At 29.9% G+C, this 21,097-nt stretch carries 21 protein-coding genes; all 21 read left to right on the forward strand.

All coding sequences use genetic code 11. The annotated features are described in order from the left end of the window. Entirely contained in the window at positions 1–441 is a 441-nt protein-coding gene (locus VK164_RS02290) for a ubiquinol-cytochrome c reductase iron-sulfur subunit (RefSeq protein ID WP_231834648.1), read from the forward strand. A gap of 116 nt (positions 442–557) precedes the next feature. Further along, positions 558–1,667, forward strand: coding sequence for a hypothetical protein (locus VK164_RS02295; RefSeq protein ID WP_262319449.1), 1,110 nt, complete (start codon positions 558–560; stop codon positions 1,665–1,667). A 99-nt stretch (positions 1,668–1,766) separates the two neighbouring features. Next, complete coding sequence (locus VK164_RS02300; RefSeq protein ID WP_231841451.1) at positions 1,767–2,054, forward strand: hypothetical protein; 288 nt, start codon at positions 1,767–1,769, stop codon at positions 2,052–2,054. Positions 2,055–2,149: 95 nt separating this feature from the next. After that, positions 2,150–6,499 carry a CusA/CzcA family heavy metal efflux RND transporter gene (locus tag VK164_RS02305; RefSeq protein WP_324207802.1) on the forward strand — a complete coding sequence of 1,450 codons (4,350 nt, stop codon included), beginning with the start codon at positions 2,150–2,152 and terminating at the stop codon, positions 6,497–6,499. 11 nt (positions 6,500–6,510) lie between these two features. Then, positions 6,511–7,800 carry an efflux RND transporter periplasmic adaptor subunit gene (locus VK164_RS02310; protein ID WP_264369105.1) on the forward strand — a complete coding sequence of 430 codons (1,290 nt, stop codon included), beginning with the start codon at positions 6,511–6,513 and terminating at the stop codon, positions 7,798–7,800. 30 nt (positions 7,801–7,830) lie between these two features. Beyond that, a complete protein-coding gene (locus tag VK164_RS02315; protein WP_264369107.1) occupies positions 7,831–8,148 on the forward strand; it encodes a heavy metal-binding domain-containing protein in 318 nt (105 codons plus the stop codon). Positions 8,149–8,205: 57 nt separating this feature from the next. Continuing rightward, positions 8,206–8,565: a heavy-metal-associated domain-containing protein gene (locus VK164_RS02320; RefSeq protein ID WP_264369108.1), complete on the forward strand. Its 360-nt coding sequence runs from the start codon at positions 8,206–8,208 to the stop codon at positions 8,563–8,565. Positions 8,566–8,567: 2 nt separating this feature from the next. After that, entirely contained in the window at positions 8,568–8,933 is a 366-nt protein-coding gene (locus VK164_RS02325) for a DUF3703 domain-containing protein (protein ID WP_324207803.1), read from the forward strand. 10 nt (positions 8,934–8,943) lie between these two features. Continuing rightward, positions 8,944–10,935: a heavy metal translocating P-type ATPase gene (locus VK164_RS02330; RefSeq protein WP_324207804.1), complete on the forward strand. Its 1,992-nt coding sequence runs from the start codon at positions 8,944–8,946 to the stop codon at positions 10,933–10,935. A gap of 253 nt (positions 10,936–11,188) precedes the next feature. Further along, positions 11,189–11,638: a translesion error-prone DNA polymerase V autoproteolytic subunit gene (locus VK164_RS02335; protein ID WP_324207805.1), complete on the forward strand. Its 450-nt coding sequence runs from the start codon at positions 11,189–11,191 to the stop codon at positions 11,636–11,638. A gap of 114 nt (positions 11,639–11,752) precedes the next feature. Beyond that, positions 11,753–13,012, forward strand: coding sequence for a Y-family DNA polymerase (locus VK164_RS02340; protein WP_324207806.1), 1,260 nt, complete (start codon positions 11,753–11,755; stop codon positions 13,010–13,012). Between the two features lie 80 nt (positions 13,013–13,092). After that, a complete protein-coding gene (locus VK164_RS02345; protein ID WP_169522390.1) occupies positions 13,093–13,914 on the forward strand; it encodes a helix-turn-helix domain-containing protein in 822 nt (273 codons plus the stop codon). A gap of 70 nt (positions 13,915–13,984) precedes the next feature. Next, positions 13,985–14,395 (forward strand): hypothetical protein, encoded by a 411-nt coding sequence (locus VK164_RS02350; protein WP_169522391.1) that lies wholly within the window; start codon positions 13,985–13,987, stop codon positions 14,393–14,395. Then, on the forward strand, positions 14,385–14,741 hold the full coding sequence (locus VK164_RS02355) for a hypothetical protein (RefSeq protein WP_103727096.1): 357 nt from the start codon (positions 14,385–14,387) through the stop codon (positions 14,739–14,741). The genes VK164_RS02350 and VK164_RS02355 overlap by 11 nt, the downstream gene beginning before the upstream one ends. Before the next feature lie 205 nt (positions 14,742–14,946). Next, entirely contained in the window at positions 14,947–15,291 is a 345-nt protein-coding gene (locus VK164_RS02360; RefSeq protein ID WP_324207807.1) for a hypothetical protein, read from the forward strand. A gap of 118 nt (positions 15,292–15,409) precedes the next feature. Next, a complete protein-coding gene (locus VK164_RS02365; protein ID WP_324207808.1) occupies positions 15,410–15,970 on the forward strand; it encodes a hypothetical protein in 561 nt (186 codons plus the stop codon). 95 nt (positions 15,971–16,065) lie between these two features. Then, entirely contained in the window at positions 16,066–17,241 is a 1,176-nt protein-coding gene (locus VK164_RS02370) for a hypothetical protein (protein ID WP_324207809.1), read from the forward strand. Further along, positions 17,241–18,368, forward strand: coding sequence for a WG repeat-containing protein (locus VK164_RS02375; protein ID WP_324207810.1), 1,128 nt, complete (start codon positions 17,241–17,243; stop codon positions 18,366–18,368). The genes VK164_RS02370 and VK164_RS02375 overlap by 1 nt, the downstream gene beginning before the upstream one ends. A gap of 277 nt (positions 18,369–18,645) precedes the next feature. Beyond that, complete coding sequence (locus VK164_RS02380; RefSeq protein ID WP_324207811.1) at positions 18,646–19,317, forward strand: hypothetical protein; 672 nt, start codon at positions 18,646–18,648, stop codon at positions 19,315–19,317. Positions 19,318–19,359: 42 nt separating this feature from the next. Next, positions 19,360–19,998, forward strand: coding sequence for a hypothetical protein (locus tag VK164_RS02385; RefSeq protein ID WP_324207812.1), 639 nt, complete (start codon positions 19,360–19,362; stop codon positions 19,996–19,998). 172 nt (positions 19,999–20,170) lie between these two features. Next, positions 20,171–21,049, forward strand: a complete 879-nt coding sequence (locus tag VK164_RS02390) for a hypothetical protein (protein ID WP_324207813.1) — start codon at positions 20,171–20,173, stop codon at positions 21,047–21,049. Positions 21,050–21,097 lie beyond the last annotated feature (48 nt).

The following is a 21,097-nucleotide window of genomic DNA, read 5'->3' on the forward strand; positions in this document are numbered from 1 at the left end:
ATGAATAGAAAAGATTTTCTTAAAACATGCGGTTTTGGTTGTTTAGCAACTATTGCAGGTATTTCTTTATTAGAAAGCTGTTCCTCAGCACAAGTCTTGTCAAAAGAAATAAAAGGTTCAGATCTTTTAGTTCCAATTACTGATTTTGAAATTAATTCAAATGGAAAAATAGAATATAAAAAATACATTATCGCTCAGAATGAAATATTACAATTTCCTATTTGTATTTATCGATTCAATGAAACAGAGTATATGGCATTGTTAATGGAATGTACACATCAAGGAGCAGAACTTCAAGTTTTTGGAGATAAACTTCAATGTGCAGCTCATGGTAGTGAATTTAGCAATAAAGGAATAGTTGAAAGCGGTCCTGCAAGCACAGATTTAAGAAAATTTCCAGTACGAATAGAAAATAATATTTTAAAAGTTTCATTAAAATGAGAATCTCAATTTCCTATATAATTTTATGTTTTTTTTTAATAAGTAATACAATCAATGCACAAATAGATCCTAGCCTATTAAAAAGAGTATCAAAAGATACAACCAAAGTATTAAATATGGATGCTATATATAATCGTCCAACTTTAAATATTAATAAAACACCAATTGCTATTGGAGGTTATGTAGAAACCAATTGGCAACATCTTACTACCGATGGTGTTTCAGAAGGACATCAGTTTCAAGCTAGAAGATTATCTATATTTATGTCTTCATCAATAGGTAAACGAGTAAAGTTTTTAAGTGAGTTAGAATTTGAAGAAGGTGGCAATGAAATTGCAATCGAATTCGCTTCTGTTGATGTTGAGTTTCATCCTTTGGCAAATTTTAGAGCAGGAATTATTGTTAATCCAATCGGGGCATTTAATCAAAATCACGATGGCCCAAAATGGGAATTTACAGACAGACCAATTCCAGCAACTCAGATGTTACCAGGCACTTTTAGTAATGTTGGGGCAGGTTTATACGGTAAAAAATACCATAAAAATTGGATGTATGGATATGAGGCTTATTTTTCAGGAAGTTTTGATAATTCAATAATAGAAAACACTCAAAATAAAACCTATTTACCAGCAGCTAAAGATAATCCAGATAGATTCGAAGAAATTAATAGCGGAATACCATTATTTACAGGAAAAATAGCCGTAAGAAATAGTAAAATTGGCGAAATTGGTTTGTCTTATATGGGAGGTGTTTACAATAAGTTTCAAGAAGATGGCATTATTATAGATGAAAAGCGAAGTGTAAATATTTTTGCAATCGATTTCAATACGACACTTCCAAATACAAAAACTTTTATTACTACTGAATTTGCTTGGATAAATGTTGATGTGCCTAGTACATATTCACAACAGTTTGGAAGTAAACAACAAGGTGGTTTTATAGATATCGTTCAGCCAATTTTAAATCGTACAATGTTAGGTTGGGAAAAGGCAACATTAAATGTGGCTTGTAGATTAGAATATGTAGATTGGAATGTGGGTAAATTTAACGAAACAGGTGGTAATATAGGTGAAGATTTATGGAGTGTGGTTTCTGCTATAAGTTTTAGACCAAATAGTCAAACAGTTATTCGTTTAAATTATAGATTACTAAAACAACGAGATATACTTTCGAATCCACCATCTATAACAGATGGATTCAATTTTGGGATATCAACTTATTTTTAAAATAATAGCTCAATTTGTAATTATTTTTATTTTTTGTAAAAATATACTACTTTTACAACGATGAAAATCTTAAACATCATATTATCAATATATATAATTATGCTTACTGCCTATCCTTGTGCAGATGAGCATAATGATGTTACTACTATTTCATCGCATTCACAAGCTCACTCACAACACAATCATTCGCACGATGAAGAAACAGATTTATGTTCTCCCTTTTGTGTTTGCAATTGTTGTGGTCAACAAACATTAACTTTTTTTGAAGTTCAATCTTTTCAATTCTTAGTTCGATTTCAAGAAATAAAAACTTCTATTTCTTTTTATAAGTCAACTTCGTTTTCAAATTTCTACGGAAGCATTTGGCAACCACCACAGTTAGTGTAATGAAGCCCGATTAATTTCGGGTTAATAAGTTGTGTCTTTTAAGCAACTAAAAAAAATAACAGTTCTCTGTTTATTAATTCATTACACAAAATAAAATGTTAGATAAAATCATTCATTTTAGTATCAATAATAAATTTATTATTGGTCTTTTTACTCTCGTATTAGTCATTGTAGGCAGTTATTCGTTATATAATTTGCCAATAGATGCTTTACCAGACATTACAAATAATCAAGTACAGATAATTACAAGTTCACCTACTTTAGCAACTCAAGAAGTAGAGCAGTTTATAACATATCCAATAGAGCAATCAGTTAAATCAATTCCTAATGTTGTGGAGCTTCGTTCCATAAGTCGTTTTGGTTTAAGTGTTGTAACAGTAGTATTTAAAGAAGAAGTAGATATTTATTGGGCAAGAGCACAAATTACAGAACGAATAAAAGAAGCCGAAAATACCATACCAAAAGGAGTTGGTACACCTGAAATGGCTCCAGTTAGTACAGGATTGGGTGAAATATACCAATATGTTGTATTTCCAAAAAAAGGGTATGAAGAAAAATACAATGCATCGGATTTAAGAACTATTCAAGATTGGATTATAAAACCCCAATTGATTGGTACAAAAGGAGTTGCTGAAGTGAATACCCTTGGTGGAAATCTTAAACAATATGAAATTGCTGTTCAGCCAGATAAGCTGAAAAGTATGAATACTACAATTACCGAAATTTTCGATGCGTTAGAAAATAACAATGAAAATACTGGTGGTGCATATATAGACAAAAAACCTTATGCTTATTTCATTCGTGGTGTGGGTATGGTTAATGGTATTGAAGATATTAATAAAATTGTTGTAAAAAATCAAAATGGTATACCTATTCTTATTAGTGATGTTGCAAAGGTACAAATAGGTAGTAGTATCAGATATGGAGCTGTCACAAAAGATGGAAAAGGCGAAGAAGTATCAGGAATGGTAATGATGCTTAAAGGCGAAAATAGTGGCGAAGTTGTTAAAACTGTCAAAGAGAAAATGGAACAAATCAAAAAATCACTTCCTGAAGGAGTAGAAATTGAGGCGTTTATGGACAGAACAGTTTTAGTAGATAAAGCTATTAGTACAGTTCAAACCAATCTTATTGAAGGAGCATTAATTGTAATTTTTATTTTAGTATTACTTCTTGGTAATTGGAGAGCTGGTTTAGTTGTTGCTTCAGTTATTCCTTTGGCTTTATTATTTGCCATTTCAATGATGAAACTTTTCGGAGTGAGTGGAAATTTAATGAGTTTAGGGGCAATCGACTTTGGTTTAATCGTTGATGGTGCTGTCATCATTGTTGAAGCTATTATACATCGACTCCAAGTCAGTAAAAAAGGTAAACTCACCACTCAAGAAATGAATGATGAAGTGTACAAAGCATCTGCGAAGATTAGAAGTAGTGCCGCTTTCGGTGAGATAATAATTTTGATCGTATATCTGCCAATTTTAGCATTAGTAGGAATCGAAGGAAAAATGTTTGGACCAATGGCTCAAACAGTATCATTTGCCATATTAGGAGCATTTATATTGTCATTAACTTATGTTCCGATGATGTCTGCTTTGGCATTAAAAAAAGAAACAGGACATAAAAAGAATTTTAGTGATAAAATAATAGATGCCATTTACAATTTCTATACACCACTTTTAGAAAAAGCATTGCAAGTTAAAGCTGCAATTATTGGTGTTGCTATTACATTATTTATAGGTTCATTAATTTTATTTAATACATTAGGTGGCGAGTTCATTCCTACACTTGATGAAGGTGATATTGCAACGCATTTGATTATAGCTTCGGGTAGTTCTTTATCACAAGAAGTTGATGCAACAACTAAAGCAGAACAAATTTTAAGAGACAAATTTCCTGAAATTAAAATGATAGTTACCAAAATTGGTTCGGCTGAAATTCCTACTGACCCAATGCCTATTGAAGCAGGAGATATGATTATTCTCTTAAAGGATAAAAGCGAATGGACATCAGCAGAAACCAAAGAAGAATTAATGGAAAAAATGGAACACGCTTTGTCTGATATTCCAGGTGCATTTACAGAGTTTTCTCAACCTATTCAAATGCGTTTTAATGAGTTGATGACAGGTGTAAGAAGTGATGTTGCAGTCAAAATTTTTGGTGACGATATAGAAATGTTAGTTAGCAAAGGTGAAGAAGTTGTGCAGTTAATTAATGGTATTGAAGGTGTTTCAGATGTTAAAGCTGAACGTGTTGCAGGTTTGCCACAAATAACAATTCGATACAATAAAGACAAATTAGCACTTTATGGATTAAAAATTGGTGACTTAAACAAAGTAGTCAGAATGGGATTTGCAGGAGAAACAGCAGGTGTTGTTTATGAAGGCGAAAAACGTTTTGATTTAGTGGTTAGATTAGATAATGATAGCAGAAAAGATATTGAAAACCTAAAAGCTTTGTTTGTAACCTTACCATCGGGTAATCAAATTCCATTAGAACAAATTGCAGATGTAAAATATGAAGATGGTCCAATGCAAATTTCTCGTGAAAATGGTAAACGTAGAATTGTTGTTGGTTTCAATGTTCGTGGCGCTGATGTAAAAACAGTTGTAGAAAATATTCAAGCTAAATTAGATCAAAAACTAAAGCTTCCAGAAGGCTATTACACAACTTATGGTGGGCAATTTGAAAATCTTATTGAAGCAAACAAACGACTTTCTGTTGCTGTGCCAGTAGCATTAGGTTTAATTTTAGTATTGCTTTATTTTACTTTCAAATCAATCAAACAATCATTATTAATATTTACTGCTATTCCATTGTCTGCAATTGGTGGTATTGTCGCTTTATGGCTACGAGATATGCCATTTAGTATTTCAGCAGGTGTAGGATTTATTGCTCTTTTTGGAGTAGCTGTATTAAATGGAATTGTTTTAATTGGATATTTTAATGAACTTAAAAAACAAGGTATGGATAATGTATATGACAGAATAAAAGAAGGTACTAAAGTAAGATTAAGACCTGTTATATTAACTGCTGCCGTTGCTTCACTTGGATTCTTACCAATGGCAATTAGTAGTAGCGCAGGTGCTGAAGTTCAAAAACCATTAGCAACTGTTGTTATAGGTGGATTAATAACAGCTACTTTACTTACGTTAATTGTTCTTCCGATTTTGTATTTGTATTTTGAGAAAGGCATAAAAATTAAAAGAAAAACTATGAATAATTCGACTTTAGTAATTACATTTTTATTTGGGGTATTCGGAGCAAATGCACAAGAAACTCAAAAGCTTGATTTAAAACAAGCACTTGAAATGGGTTTAAAAAATAATCAAAGTATCCAAGCTTCAGAATTAGAAGTAAAAATGCAAACACAGTTGCAAAAAACAGCATTTGAGCTTCCTAAAACGGAATTGTCAGGAACATTTGGACAAATAAACTCACAAGCTCAAGATAAAAATTTTGGTATTAGTCAAAGTTTTAATCCATTTCAAATAAGTGCTAAAAGAAGTTTACTTAAAGAGTATAGTAATGCAAGTGCAACTAAATTAGGAGTTGCAAAACAAGAAATAACTTATTCTATTAGACAATCTTGGAATACATTGTTGTTTTATGAAAAACAAAATGCAGTTTTAGAAAAGCAAAATGCTGTGATGCAAAAATTTGTAAAGTCAGCCAATCTGAAATTTCAAACAGGTGAAACAAATGCTTTAGAAAAAACAATTGCATTGGCGAAACAACAAGAATTAGAGCAAAAAATAAAGCAAAATAAAACACAAATCGCCATTGAAAAATCAAAACTAAAAGCAATTTTAGATTTAAAAACAGAATTTATCGCAACGGACACTTCATTTGTGCCGTATCCCGCTATGGCGAAAGTTGATAGTTCAATGGTAAAACAAAACCCAATTGTTCAATTAGCAGATCAACAAGTTAAAATTGCAAAAGCCAATCATAAAGTAGAAAAATCAGCATTGTCTCCAGATTTTTCAATAGGTTATTTTTTGCAATCTATAACAGGTATTCAAGATGTAAGCGGAACACCAACATATTATAATAGCACACCTCAATTTCAAGGTGTTGTAGTTGGTTTGTCTGTTCCAATATTTGCAGGAAGTAGTATCGCTAGAGCAAAATCTGCAAAAACAAATATTGAACGAGAACAGAAAAATGCCGATTATATAAATCAGCAATTTAAAAGCCATTTAGAACAACAATCTGAGCAATTAGTCACGTATGCTTCTTTAATAGATTATTATAAAAATACAGCGATGCCAAACGCTAATTTAATAATTAAAAACGCTACAAAAGGGTATCAAAATGGTGATATTTCTTATGTAGAATATGTTCAAAGTTTAGAAACAGCAAGTCAAATTCAATTAAATTATAGCGAAGCGATTTATAATTACAATCAAACTATAATTACAATTCAATACAGTATCAATCAATAATAAAAAGTAAAATGAAAAAATCGAATATAATATATGCATCAATAGTAGGAGCAATAATCCTTGCTATTATTTTATATTTTTCTTTGCGTCATACTGAAGGCGATGGACACGTACATACAGATGGTGAAGCTCATACAGAAGAAAGCCATTCTGAAGAAAAAGAACCAACAACAATTAAAGAAGTTGAATTAAATGAAGCTCAGTTTAAAGCATCAAGTATAACATTAGGTACTTTTTCAGATAAAAATTTAAGCGAAGTAATTAAGGCTAACGGCTATACGAAGTTACCACCACAAAATCAAGCGGATGTATCTGTTTTTACTACAGGAATTGTAAAAACAATAAATGTAATCGAGGGACAAAGAGTAAGTAAAGGGCAAACTATTGCTACAATTGAAAGTCCTGAATTTACTAAAATTCAAGAAGCTTATCTAACTTCAAAAAGTAATTTAGAGTTTCTAAAATTAGAATTTGAAAGACAAAAAACATTAAGTGATGAAGAAGTAAATTCTAAAAAAGTTTTTCAAAAAACTAAATCAGATTATGAAATTGAAAGAGCAAGGTTTAATTCATTACAAAAGCAATTGAATACTTTACACATTAGTGGTAATGGAAACACTACGGCAACTGTTCCAGTTGTTGCTCCAATTTCAGGAAATATTACAGAAATTTATATTAAAATTGGTAGTAATGTAGAAGCAGGTAAACCCTTAATGAATATAGTCGATAATTCTAAATTACACGTAGATTTATTAGTGTACGAAAAAGATTTATTCAAAGTAAAACAAGGTCAAAATGTTCGTTTTATCCTAACTAATCAAGGTAATACAGAAATTAATGGAAAAATATTTAGTGTTGGTAAATCATTCGAAAACGAAACAAAATCGGTAGCCGTACACGCTGATATTTCAAACTTTCAACAAAAATTAATACCAGGAATGTATGTAAATGCACTTATCGATGCAGGAGCAAATACAGTTAAAGCTTTACCATCGGAAGCAATTATAAAAGCAGATGGTAGAGAATTTGTTTTTGTTTTAGAAGAAGGTCATAAAGAAGAAGTAGCTCACGATGAAAAAGACGGACATAATCACGAAGATGGAGACAAGCACGAAGAAGTAGAAGGAAAAACATTCCACTTCCAACGTATTGAAGTAAAAACAGGAACTTCACAATTAGGATATACACAAGTTACCTTACTTCAAAAAATTGAACCAAACGCAAAAATTGTCTTAAAAGGAGCATACTACATTCAAAGTCATTTACTGAAAAGTGAAGGCGGTGGCGGTCACGCACATTAATAATTAATTTAACTCTAATAAACATAAAAAATGAAGAAATCAATTTTAATAATAGCTTTTGCTATTGCAACATTTAGTACAGTTTCTTGTAACAAAAAAGAAAATACAGAAGCTACAACTGGACACGAAGGACATAATCACAAAGAAGGAGAAGCTCAAAAATTAGCTTACGAATGTCCAATGGATTGTGAAAAAGGTAAAACGTACGATAAAAAAGGAAACTGTCCTGTTTGCAAAATGGAATTAATTGAAGCCAAAGCTGATAATCACGAAGGTCACGACCATTCAAAAGAAAATCACGAAGGACACGATCATTCAAAAGAGAGCCACGAAGGACATAATCATTAGTCTAATAAGTTAATTATGAAATCGATGATTCACGAAAACCAAAAAACAATAAAAATTATGAGTAAAAATCCAATATTAAAAACATTTGTGTTAGCTGTATCATTATTTTTCTTTTCAAATTTTGTATCGGCACAAAAAACTACTCAAAAAGTAGTAATAAAAACATTTTTACATTGCGACCATTGTAAAGAATGTGAAACCTGTGGACAAAAATTCAAAACTGAAATGCTTAAAATTAAAGGTGTTAAGATGTACGAATTAGATGATAAAGCAATGACTTTTACCATTTATTACAATTCAAAGAAAACTACTTTACAAGCCATTAAAGATGGTATTTCTAAGTTAGGTTATGATGCAGATGATGTAAAAGCTAATCCAGAAGCTTATGAAAGTTTAGATGGTTGTTGTAAAGCATAAATATGAACTTTACTATTAAAATGCCAAATAAACTAATTCCTTTTTATCAAAAAGAGTTAGAAATATTTAAGGATAATTTACAGCAAGATAATTTGCAAAATGCTTGGTGTCATTTAGAACGAGCACATATTATAGCACAAAAATATCCTTGTGAACACACATCTGTTCATTGGAAAATGTTACAATTTGGCATTAAGATAAAAAGTTCAAAAGAAGTTATTGGTCAAATACCAAGATTATTGGTCGGTGGTGTAAAATCATTTGTTGGTCATATTCCATTAGGTAATACAGGTGGTGCAAATGTGACACCTTTAAAAGTGATGGAAATACCTGAAGATATTAAAGAAATTTTAAATATGAATTCATAACAATTATATTATGGAACATCAACACATTTATGACAAAAATGGAAAACAAATTTGTTGCTCATTAGAAGAAAAGATAAATCAAAAAACTGTCCATCATTCTGACGATGATGGACACGACCACGACCATTCGAGTAAGGAAAAATCAACTTTTCAAATGTTTTTACCTGCAATAATAAGTTTTGTTTTATTGATTGTAGCCATTTGTTTTGATAATTATTTTACTCAATCTTGGTTTACTGGTTGGATACGAATAGCTTGGTATATTGTAGCTTATATTCCTGTTGGAATTCCTGTTGTCAAAGAAGCTTTAGAAAGCATTCGAAAAGGTGATGTGTTTTCAGAATTTTTATTAATGTCAATTGCAACAATTGGAGCATTTGCAATTGCTGAATTTCCAGAAGGAGTTGCTGTTATGTTGTTTTATGCTATTGGTGAAATATTTCAAACATTGGCTGTACAAAGAGCCAAAGCAAATATCAAATCTTTACTTGACCAACGACCAGACGAAGTTACAATTTTAGAAAACAATGTGGCTAAAACTATAAAAGCATCATTAGCAAAAATTGGAGATATTATCCAACTCAAAGCTGGAGAAAAACTAGGTTTAGATGGCGAATTACTTTCTGACACTGCTTCGTTCAATACAGCAGCACTTACAGGAGAAAGCAAACCCGATACCAAAACAAAAGGCGAAACTGTTTTAGCAGGAATGATAAACCTTAATTCTGTTTGTCAAGTTAAAGTTACAACTGCTTATACCGATAGTAAACTGTCAAAAATACTTGAAATGGTGCAAGATGCAACAGCAAAAAAAGCACCAACAGAATTATTCATACGCAAATTTGCCAAGATTTACACACCAATTGTAGTACTTTTAGCTATCTTAATTTGTGTTGTTCCAATGCTTTTTGTAGCTGATTATCAATTTAGAGATTGGTTGTATCGTGCATTAGTTTTCTTGGTAATTTCGTGTCCTTGTGCGTTAGTTATTAGTATTCCATTGGGTTATTTTGGCGGAATTGGAGCTGCTTCTAAAAATGGAATTCTGTTCAAAGGAAGTAATTTTCTTGACGTAATGGCTACTGTTCAAAATGCTGTAATGGATAAAACAGGAACAATGACTGAAGGTGTTTTCAAAGTACAAGAAGTTGTTTTTAATTCCGATTTTAATAAAGATGAAATACTGCAAATGGTTAATGTTTTAGAAAGTCAAAGTACACATCCAGTTGCAACTGCCATTCATCAATTTGTTGGAAATATTGACAGTGCAATTCAACTTAAAGATGTAGAAGAAATTTCAGGACACGGATTAAAAGCCAACATCAACGGAAAAGAATTGTTAGTGGGTAATTTCAAACTAATGGATAAATTTTCTATAGCTTATGATATTGACCCAACAAGTATCGTTTACACATTGATTGCTGTAGCTTACGATAAAAAATTTGTTGGCTATCTAACTATTGCTGATAGTATAAAAGAAGATGCACAAATTACAATCGATAAATTAAAAGCTTTAGGTATAAAAACCACAATGTTAAGTGGTGATAAAAATACTGTAGTTCAATTTGTAGCTCAAAAACTTGGAATTACAAACGCTTTCGGTGATTTACTTCCTGAAGACAAGGTAAACAAAGTAAAAGAAATCATTGCTAAAAACGAAACCGTAGCTTTTGTTGGTGATGGTGTGAATGATGCACCAGTAGTTGCTTTAAGTAATGTTGGTATTGCAATGGGTGGTTTGGGTAGCGATGCCACAATTGAAACTGCCGATGTAGTTATTCAAGATGATAAACCAAGTAAAATTCCAATTGCAATAAACATCGGTAAACAAACCAAGAAAATTGTTTGGCAAAATATAATTTTGGCTTTTAGTGTTAAGGCAATTGTTTTAGTTCTCGGCGCAGGTGGTTTAGCTACTATGTGGGAAGCCGTTTTTGCAGATGTCGGTGTGGCGTTATTAGCTATTTTAAATGCGGTTAGAATACAAAGGATGAAGTTTTAAAGTTAATTATATAGTTATAAAAAGATGTTTACTAATTTAAGTAAGCATCTTTTTTTTGTATATATTCATTACCTCATTCATATGCACAAAAATCGCTCCTATGCCTGTACCGAAAACAATCGGTATCCAAGTATTCCTAGCATCAATGCTGCCGTTTGCTTCATAGCTTGTCCTGAGCTTTGTCGAAGGGTTAATAACTATTTTTACAACATTATTATTTTCTATTACAATACTTACTTAATTTTGTAGAACTATGAAATTAAAAAATTTACATACTACCAAAGTGTTTGACTTTTACGCACCAGATTACTCAACAGAATTGGAACTACCTTATGTTGATGTAGGTATTAGTGCCGGTTTCCCTTCTCCTGCAGATGATTTTATCGAGCTAACTATCGACTTAAATAGAGAATTAATAAAACATAAAGACAGTACTTTTTTCGCTAAAGTAAAAGGGAATTCCATGAAAAACGCAGGTATTTTCGATGGCGATTTATTAATAATTGATAAAAGCTTAGAACCGCAAGATGGTAAAATAGCGATTTGTCAAATAGATGGAGATTTTACAGTAAAAAGAATCAAAAAAGAAAATGGAGTAGTTTGGTTAATAGCTGAAAATGAAGACTACAAACCCATAAAAGTTACAGAAGAAAACGAACTAATGATTTGGGGAATAGTAATCCATAGCATTAAAACATTTTAACCGTAGTTTGTCATACTGAGCTTGCCAAAGTATCTCCTACAAAGTAGGCTTTACTTTTGAACAAAGTTCAAATAATACTGAACACTAATAACTGAACACTGAACACTATATAAAATGTTTGCCTTAGTAGATTGCAATAACTTTTACGCCTCTTGTCAAAGAGTGTTTGAACCACATTTAATTGGAAAACCAGTAGTAATACTTTCCAATAATGATGGTTGTGTTATTGCGCGTTCTAACGAAGCTAAAGCATTAGGCATTCCAATGGGAGCTCCTGCATTCGAATTCAAAAAACTATTCGAAGACAACAATGTATTTGTGTATTCTTCAAACTATGCCTTATATGGTGATATGAGCAGTAGAGTGATGAACATACTTTCAACCTACACACCAGAAATAGAAGTCTATAGTATTGATGAAGCTTTTCTAAAATTCGAAGGATTTGAATTCTTTAACCTGGAAGAATATGGTATTAAGATTCAAAAGACCGTAACTAAAAATACAGGTATTCCAATCAGTGTAGGATTTGCACCAACAAAAGCACTAGCGAAAGTAGCCAATAAAATAGCAAAGAAGTTCCCAGAAAGAACAAAAAGTGTCTATGTGATAGATACGGAAGAAAAGAGGATAAAAGCTCTTAAATGGACTAAAATTGAAGATGTTTGGAGTATAGGTAGAAAGCATGCTAAACGTTTACAGGCAGTTAATGTTTTCAATGCTTATCAATTCACACAGTTACACGATGATTGGGTAAGAAAAGAAATGGCAGTAGTAGGGTTGAGGTTAAAACACGAATTAGAAGGAAAACCAACATTAGATTTAGAAACTCCAAAAAGTAAAAAAATGATTGCTACCACAAGATCATTTGAAAAACCGATTATTAAAATTGAAGATATTTCGGAACGCGTAGCAACGTTCACAACTTCATGTGCCGAAAAACTAAGAAGACAAAACAGTCATTGTAACATGATAATGGTTTTTCTTCACACCAACTATTTCAGAAAAGACCAACCACAATACTCAAGAAACATAGTAATCAACACCGATTTCCCAACAAACTCCACAATCGAGTTAAACAAGTATGCACAAATAGGGCTAAAAGCAATATTCAAAGAAGGCTACAACTACAAAAAAGCAGGCGTAATAGTAATGGGATTAACACCAAACGACCAAACCCAATTATCACTATTCAACACCTCAAATCCAAAGCACCAACCCCTAATGTCAGTGGTAGACAAACTAAACAAAGCCTACGGCAAAAACAAAATCAAATTCGCCAATCAATCCCTCGGCAGACAATGGAAAATGAAACAAGAAAAATTATCAAAATCCTACACAACTAGAATTGACGAAATTATTACTATCAAGATTTAAATAAGTTGTATATATTTGATGATATTTACTAGTTACCTGCAAGCGTGCCGAACGACACCGACAAACCTCAACAGACGGAAATGATTTATCAAAAACACATACCGAAATTTCCTCTTGACAATTATATTGACAGTATAATTTATATTGAAGGAAATAACAAAGGAACAGGACTTCCTAAAACCGCTATGAGTTTAATTTTTAATCTTGAAGACAGCTTTAAACTTTTTACTGACAAAGAATTTACAAAATATATTGACTACAAAAAACATTGGGTTGCAGGACTTCAAACCAAACCAACAAATGTAGAAAGCTATGGAACAAGCAAAATGTTGGTGGTTCAGTTTAAAACATTGGGAGCATTTATTTTTCTTAACGACCCATTACACTATTATACTGACAATTATATTTCGCTTGACAACATTTTCAACAAGGAAGCAAACGAAACTTGGGAACAATTACAAGAGGCCCAATCTTTGAACGAAAAATTCTTATTCGTTGAGAATTTTCTCTATCGCAAATTATTGACAAACAAACTACCCAACAAAAAACTTATTTCAACCATAGAAATATTATTGGACAACCGAACGAACTTATCTATAAATGAAATTTGTAAACAGTTTAATATCTCACGAAAACACTTGAATAACCTGTCAAAAGAATATGCAGGTGTTTCGCCAAAAATGCTATCGTCTTTGAATAGATTACAGACAACATTAAAAACTATTAGTTCTTCAAAATCAGATAAACTTACAAATGTTGCTTACGAGTTAGAGTATTTTGACCAAGCACATTTTAACAACGATTTCAAAAGGTTTACCAATATAAAACCCACCGAATATGTAAAATTGGTAGAGCAAAATCCAACGATGAAAATTGTCCCACATTTTATCCCTTTTCGATGATGGTTACATTTTTACAATTTCCGCCACAAAAGTTGGACTACTTTTGCAGTTCATTTAATAAAATAAAAATATGAAACGAAATATTCTTTCAGTAGTTGTAGGTTTGGCAACAGCCATAATAACTTTCTTAATTGCCGAAACCATTAATGGCAATCTGCACCCAGCACCAACAACTTTGGACTACAAAAACACTATTGCAGTAAGAGCATTTTACGAAAATCAGCCAATTTCACTTTGGTTATTGGTTTTAGCAGGTTGGGTAATTGGTTCATTACTTTGTGGGTTTTTAATAAAACTTATTAGCAAGTCAGATAACAAGAAACTTCCCATTATTGCAGGTTGTATTTTGACACTTTCAGCAGTAGCCAACTTTTTCTCTTTGCCTCACCCAACTTGGTTTATTGTAGTTGGTTTACTTGTTTTTATTCCCTCAACATTATTAGGACATAAACTTTACAAACTCAAATCAAATGGACAATAGCAAAACATTTGAAAAACTGAAATCAATTTTAAGCCAATATGAATTGCAATTATCCATATTGCACGATAAGGCAGACAATTATTACCTAAACACACCAACAACTGAAAGCAACAAAAAAGCAGAATTTTTTGGAGCAGTTCAGATAAAGAAATCGTATGTAGCTTTTCATTTAATGCCGATTTATTATTACCCTGAATTGTTTGACGACATAAGCCAAGAACTCAAAAACAGAATGCAAGGTAAATCTTGTTTTAACTTCAAAGACATAGATGACAAGCTTTTTGAAGAACTAACAGAATTGACAAAAAGTGCATTTGAAAGATACAAAGAATTAAAAAAAATTTAGTTACTTTTATAGCGACATACAGACCGAAGAAAACGCCAGCAGGTAACAGGGGTTTTGCAAAAGCTGGGCTTCTGTGCTAAATTGAACATTTGTACTTTCTATTAGCTTTTGTGCTAAATTTGAACATTAGTACTTCTAATCCCAGCCTTCGCAAAGCCCCAAAACGTTAGCTGCAATACTAAAAAAACGTAATGATAGGAATAATATGAAAAATATATTCAGCTTTTTGATTTTCTCATTATTTTTTGTTTCCTGTGATACCAAAGTAGAAACCGAAAGACCAGTAAGAGGAATTCATATACCGAAAGGAGCATTTTGGATCGGAGACAAAGAAAGTGGAAACTATTTTGAAATTGAAGAAATAAATATCCATAAAAATACTGCTAAGATTTCCATTTATTCTGGCAGAAATGGAGTAAGATTGATTTCTAAAAAATTTATTTTAGTTTGCTCAAAAAACAATCAAGTATTTATTCAGAATTTGGAAAGTGAAATTGAATCCTATAACGGTTCAAAAATTTACCTAAAAAGTGGTTGCTGGTTACAATAAAAAATCACCACTAATAGCGGTTTTACAAGAAATTATATCTTGTCCGAAAATATACGAATTACGATGTTCACAATCTCGCCAAACGGCAAAACGTTAATTATCAACTAAAAAAAACGTAATGATAGGAATAAATGGAGAATTATTAGGACTTATTTACATTGCATTAATTGTGTTAACATTATGTTGTTTCTTTTGGCTTGCAGTTTCTATAAGAAAAAAATATACTATTGGTAAGGTTTTATCAATATCAATTATTCTTTTTCTTTCATATCCATTATTAGAATATAATTATAAAGCATATACTTTAAAAAAAAATGTAGAAAATGATTTAAAAACTCTACAATTTCAACTAAATGATAACTTTGAAATTTCATTGAGTTCTGGAAGTGATGATTTTTTGGGAAAAAGTCAAACAACACAAATAGAAATTTCCAACGAAGACAAATTAAAATTAATTAACCAAATCGTAAAATCAAAAAACTATAAAGAGCTAAAAAATGAAAATGAAATTCGCCTAGAGCATGAAAAAACTTATCTCCCAAAGTATTTTTTAAACTCTAAATATCCTGAATATTATTCGCGAAAATTGCAGAGTAATATTGAAAATAAACATATTGAAATGGAACTAAAAATTTATATAATGGGAAATTTGATAGAGTTGGACAAATGGGAGAAATAGAGTAAAATTAAATTCTTAAAACTTAAATTTCTTTTATATCTATATTTTTAATTAGCAAAAGTTTATTAGATTTACAACTTAACATTTCTATTCTAATGAAAAAAATTCTCTCATGTTTTTTGTTTTTCTGTGTTAGTTTATTTTATTCTCAAAACAAAGGGTATAGTATAAATGTAGATCATCTTTATTTAGCCGATGAAAGCAAATCAAATAATAATGACGATAAGAAAATAAAAATAAAATTTACTAGCTTAGACAATGGTAATTATTTTGTTTTTAATCGTTTACTACAAGGAAATAAAACAGGTAAGGTATTAGCTTACTTTAAAACCTTTAATACTGTTGTTATTCGTTCGCAAAACAAATTATCCTATTTAACATTCAAAGAAGCTTTTCCTAAAGGGGGATTTTACAAAACTACTATTTCAAAAACAATGTTTGGTCAACAAGCTACTTTATATGCTTTTGATAATGATGCATTAGATATTAAACTTTGGGTCGCACCAGGAGTTAGAACAGGAGCAGGTTTTGAAGGCTACTTAAATGATATGGGATTACTTCAAAATTTACCAAAAAACAATACTATTATAGCAGTTTCAATATTGGGTATCGAATTGGATTTAGCTAATTTTAAAGAGGATACTTACAGCAATGTTAAAAGCAATTTAAGTGATGTTTTAGTTAGCTTTAAAGAACCAAAAGATTCGGTATCATCTTGTGTAGAAGAAAAGAAACAAAGAGAAAAACCATTTGTAGCAAATGGGGAAAAAATTGATTTATTATTTAATTATAAAATTTCTTCAAAGATTTCAATGAAAGACAGTAAAGGTGAAATGATTTTTGAAACAAACACTTTGATTTATTCGAATAAAGACAACTCTGTTTCTTTACAAATTTTTGATGAACCTAATCCTAATGGAATTTCATTTATCTATACCAATAAAAAGTTGGGTCAAAAAATAGAAGGAACTCATAATAACGACAAATTATTTATGGAAAAAGGAAAGCTAATTGATTTTCAAAATTGTTATATTTTAAAAGAAAAGATAAATGCTAAGAAATCAAATAGTACTCAATTAATTTCGGGTGATGAGCATGAATTTAAATTGTATTTAATAGAAAAAAATGATGTGGATTTTCCTGATTTTACAAATCAAATACTTTCAAACGGATTTATTTCAAAACGAATTACTTTAACTAAAGAACTTGAAATGCAAGAGTATATAAGCGAAATTGAAATAGGAACATATAAATTTAATCTTGAAAAATAATGAAAAATAGAATTCTTTTTATTTTTTTGCTAATAACTGCTTTTGGTTACACTCAAAATAGCAGATTAATTCCTTTTGTTTCAAATTCTAAATGGGGTTTTAGCGATCGCACTGGAAATTTAATTATAAAGCCTGTTTACGACAGTGTTGGATTTTTTAATACGAGTTCTGTGGGAGCAAAATATTTAACGTATGCCTATGTATATCAAAATAAAAAAATGGGTGTAATTGATACCCAAAATAAAATGATTTTACCCACAACGTATAAATATGTGAAAAATGTATATGAAACTTTACACTTTATTGCTACCAATATTGATGGAAAATCGGGATTGGTTTCGTTGGAAAATCAGGTATTAATTCCATTTGAATATGATCAATTAGATGAAGTACTTAATTTTTCATTTATTCTAAAGAAAAATAAAAAAATAGGTTTGGCTGATGTAAATGGTAAAATTGTTATCCCAGTTATTTATGACCAAATTGTTTTTGTTGATGAAGATAAGAGTACAAATAAATGTCGTTGGCGAGTAAGTAATGATAAAGTAACACAATATTTATTTACTGATATTTATGAAAATCCAAATGACGAAGTTTTTCAGACAGTTGGTAATATTGAAACGACTGAAAATAAATTTGCTAGTTATATAATGGATGAAAATTCGAAAGATTTTGAAGAGAAAATCCCTATACGATATCAAAGTAATTTATACCTTTTGCGAAAGAAAAACTTATATGGCTTTTGCGATGTTAAGGAAAAAATAGGATTCAAACCCAAATTTAAAAAACTCGATTATTATTTCAATACATATGATTATATAAAAAGAACAAAACATTATTTACTTATAGAGGAAAATGATAAAAAAGGATTAATTGATGGTTCTGGTAATGTTTTACTTGAAGCTGTTTATGAAACTATTAACAAAAATTACCATCATCTTGAAATCACTCGTAATTCTGAAACAGGAGTATTTTTTCTATCTACAAATAAAGTTGTATTCTCAGATTTTAATATAATTAAAACAGCAATTGAATTAGAGAATGATTTTGTAATTGTATTGGTACAAAATACTAATAACAATAGCTATCATTATATTGGGGAAAATGGCGTGATATTTAAAAATTAAATGGTGAATCTTAGTATCTCTCCGCCCAAGATTTAATAATCCGCTAGTGCGCGTCCTTTCTCGTTAATAAATGATTTTACACAATCAAATAGCAACAATTCACCGCTTCCGTGCAAAACCTTTTGCTTGGTTCTAAATCAGATATAATATTTTTAAAAACCTCTCAAATTTGATTTTTAAGGTTTTTAGTTGTTCTTTTTTGATATATATTTTTGAATTAAAATTCAAAAAAAAAGAATTTCAACGATAGTGGAGGATAATATTAGTTTACATTTTTATGAGAAAACTTCAAAAAACAACTTTAATTTTTTCTATGATCTTTTTCATTGGTTGCAAAAATGAAATAAACCAAGAAAAGTTAACAGAAAAGAAAAATGAAATTTCAAAATATAAACAAAAACAATTTAAAGATTATATCAAATCAAATAACCCACAAAGGATAAATTTAAACACTGATAATATTCCTGAATACATATTTTCTGAAATGGGTTTTTATATTTTTTTTGATGGGAAAACTAAAAAGGAAATAGAATACATTAACCCAAGTGGTCCAAAATTAGCCGGCAGCGGAAAATTAAAATTTATTGATATTAATTGTTATGATAATCAAAAAGAATTTATTGTAGAATCTGCAGGTGGCGGTACAATCGGAAATTATCATTACATGAACATAATGCGATATAATTCTAAAACCCAAAAGATAAGTTCAATATTTGATTATGAGATATCTTCTTTTAATTGGATAGAAGACGAAGAAAAATTAGATATCGTAAACTATATTGATGTCCTTTATAGTAAGGATAATGAATGCTCTGATACAATAAAAATATACAAAGGTAAATTTACTAATAAACCAGAAAGTTATAGTTTAAGGATAAAACCTCAAAAACTTATTGAAAAATATTTTTTCAATAGAAATACTGGATTTTTTGAGAAAGATATCAACTAATATAGTTATTATTTAATTTATAAATTAAACAAAACGCAACACATGAAACCATTTTTTAAAACAGTAATGTCTCTATTATGCTTAGCGTCTTTGATTGGTTGCAAAGGAAATATAGAAAACTTTAATACAATTATGGATGAAGAGGAAGTTGATTCAATTATAACCATGAATGAATTTCCTGATAGAGAAGTTATATTAACTTCGCATTTAAATTCAGATGCTTTAATATTATATATTCCTTTTGAAATTGTAATTAAAAAACAAAAAAATGAAGAGATTTTTGGAATTACACCAATTATATATGCAAATGCGCAAGGAGGAATTCCAAAACAATATCCCATAAATGAAATAGGAAAATTTCAACCTTTAGCAGTTGATTTTTTTGAACAAAATCCAAATCAAAACAAGATTATTCAATATAGGTTTATCAAAATGTATCCTAAAAGAGATACAATTGCAAAATCATTTATTAAAGAATTAGAATTTATAAAAGCAAATTGTAAAGAAAGTAATAAGTATTTTAATGATACAATACGATATAAGAATATCAAAGAATTTGTTTCAAAGCACGAAAAATTTTATAATCATTTTTTTGAGTATGAAGATCTTAAAGTAGATTTATTTATAAAAAAAGATACTGTCCTTAAAGAATATAAAAAAATCTACACTTTTAAATATTAACTTCTTAATTTCTAAAGAATCGTTTCTCAGGAACTAAAAATAATATTAAATTTTTGCTAATATCACTCAAAATAGAAATTATATTTTTAGTATATTGGTTGTTAATATGAAGAGAAAAATTAATCAAAAATGAGTAAAATATATTGATTAACTCTAAAGCAGAATAGATAAAATGAAAATATTTTTACTTGTAATTATTTTATTAATTTTCAATATGTCGTGTGTTAAAAAAACGACTGAAGAAAACTATAATAAACAACCAGATGCTTTTAGAGAACAAACTAATGATAATTTAGAAAATCAGGAACCTGAGTGGGTAAAAATCGAAATTCCAAATGGTGATTTGACTTCTGAGCAAATTGTAGAGTATATAGCAACATTAAAAGGATGGATTTATCAGCCAGATAAGACAAATATCGATGTTGATGATTTAGCTGCAAATTTATCAGATAGAATTGTAGCTTCAATTAATTCTCAAAAATCATACAGTTTGAGTAAAATATTAAAATTAGATACCAAATTGGATAATGAAAAAATTAAAGTATTTAGTTTAGGACATTATAGCGGTGGAACTCGAGGTTTTATAAATTATCCTATAATAGTTTGGGAAGGTGACTTTAAAAAACAATGTGCATTTAACTTATCAAACGATATAAAATGCAAATTTGAAGAAATACATAAATTAGCAAATAATTTGTTTTTATTAATTGGTTATGAAAGCGGAAGTGGCGCAGGTTATCAGAGCATTGCATATGTAATAGAAATAAAAAATGATAAGCTAAATAATAAGTATTATGGCTTTGTAAGAAGACCTTATATAAATTTTAGAAACGGAAAATATAATTTTAATAATGTGACAAAAATATTAGATTATAAGGAAGGTGCTACAGATAATTTAGATAACATTTTTTATTATCCTGATAGATATGGCGAATATGTAACAGATTCCATAACCGCAAAAAAAATGAAGTTGATGATTGAAAATGATTATTATGAAAAGCGTGAATTTAGACTTAAGTTTAATGGTAAATCTTTTGTTGGTTTTAATTAAAATAGCCTATACATTTATAGAATTTGAGTTTGTAATTTAAAACATTTG

This window comes from Flavobacterium sp. (assembly GCF_035299005.1).
In the GTDB taxonomy this organism is placed as follows: Bacteria; Bacteroidota; Bacteroidia; order Flavobacteriales; family Flavobacteriaceae; genus Flavobacterium.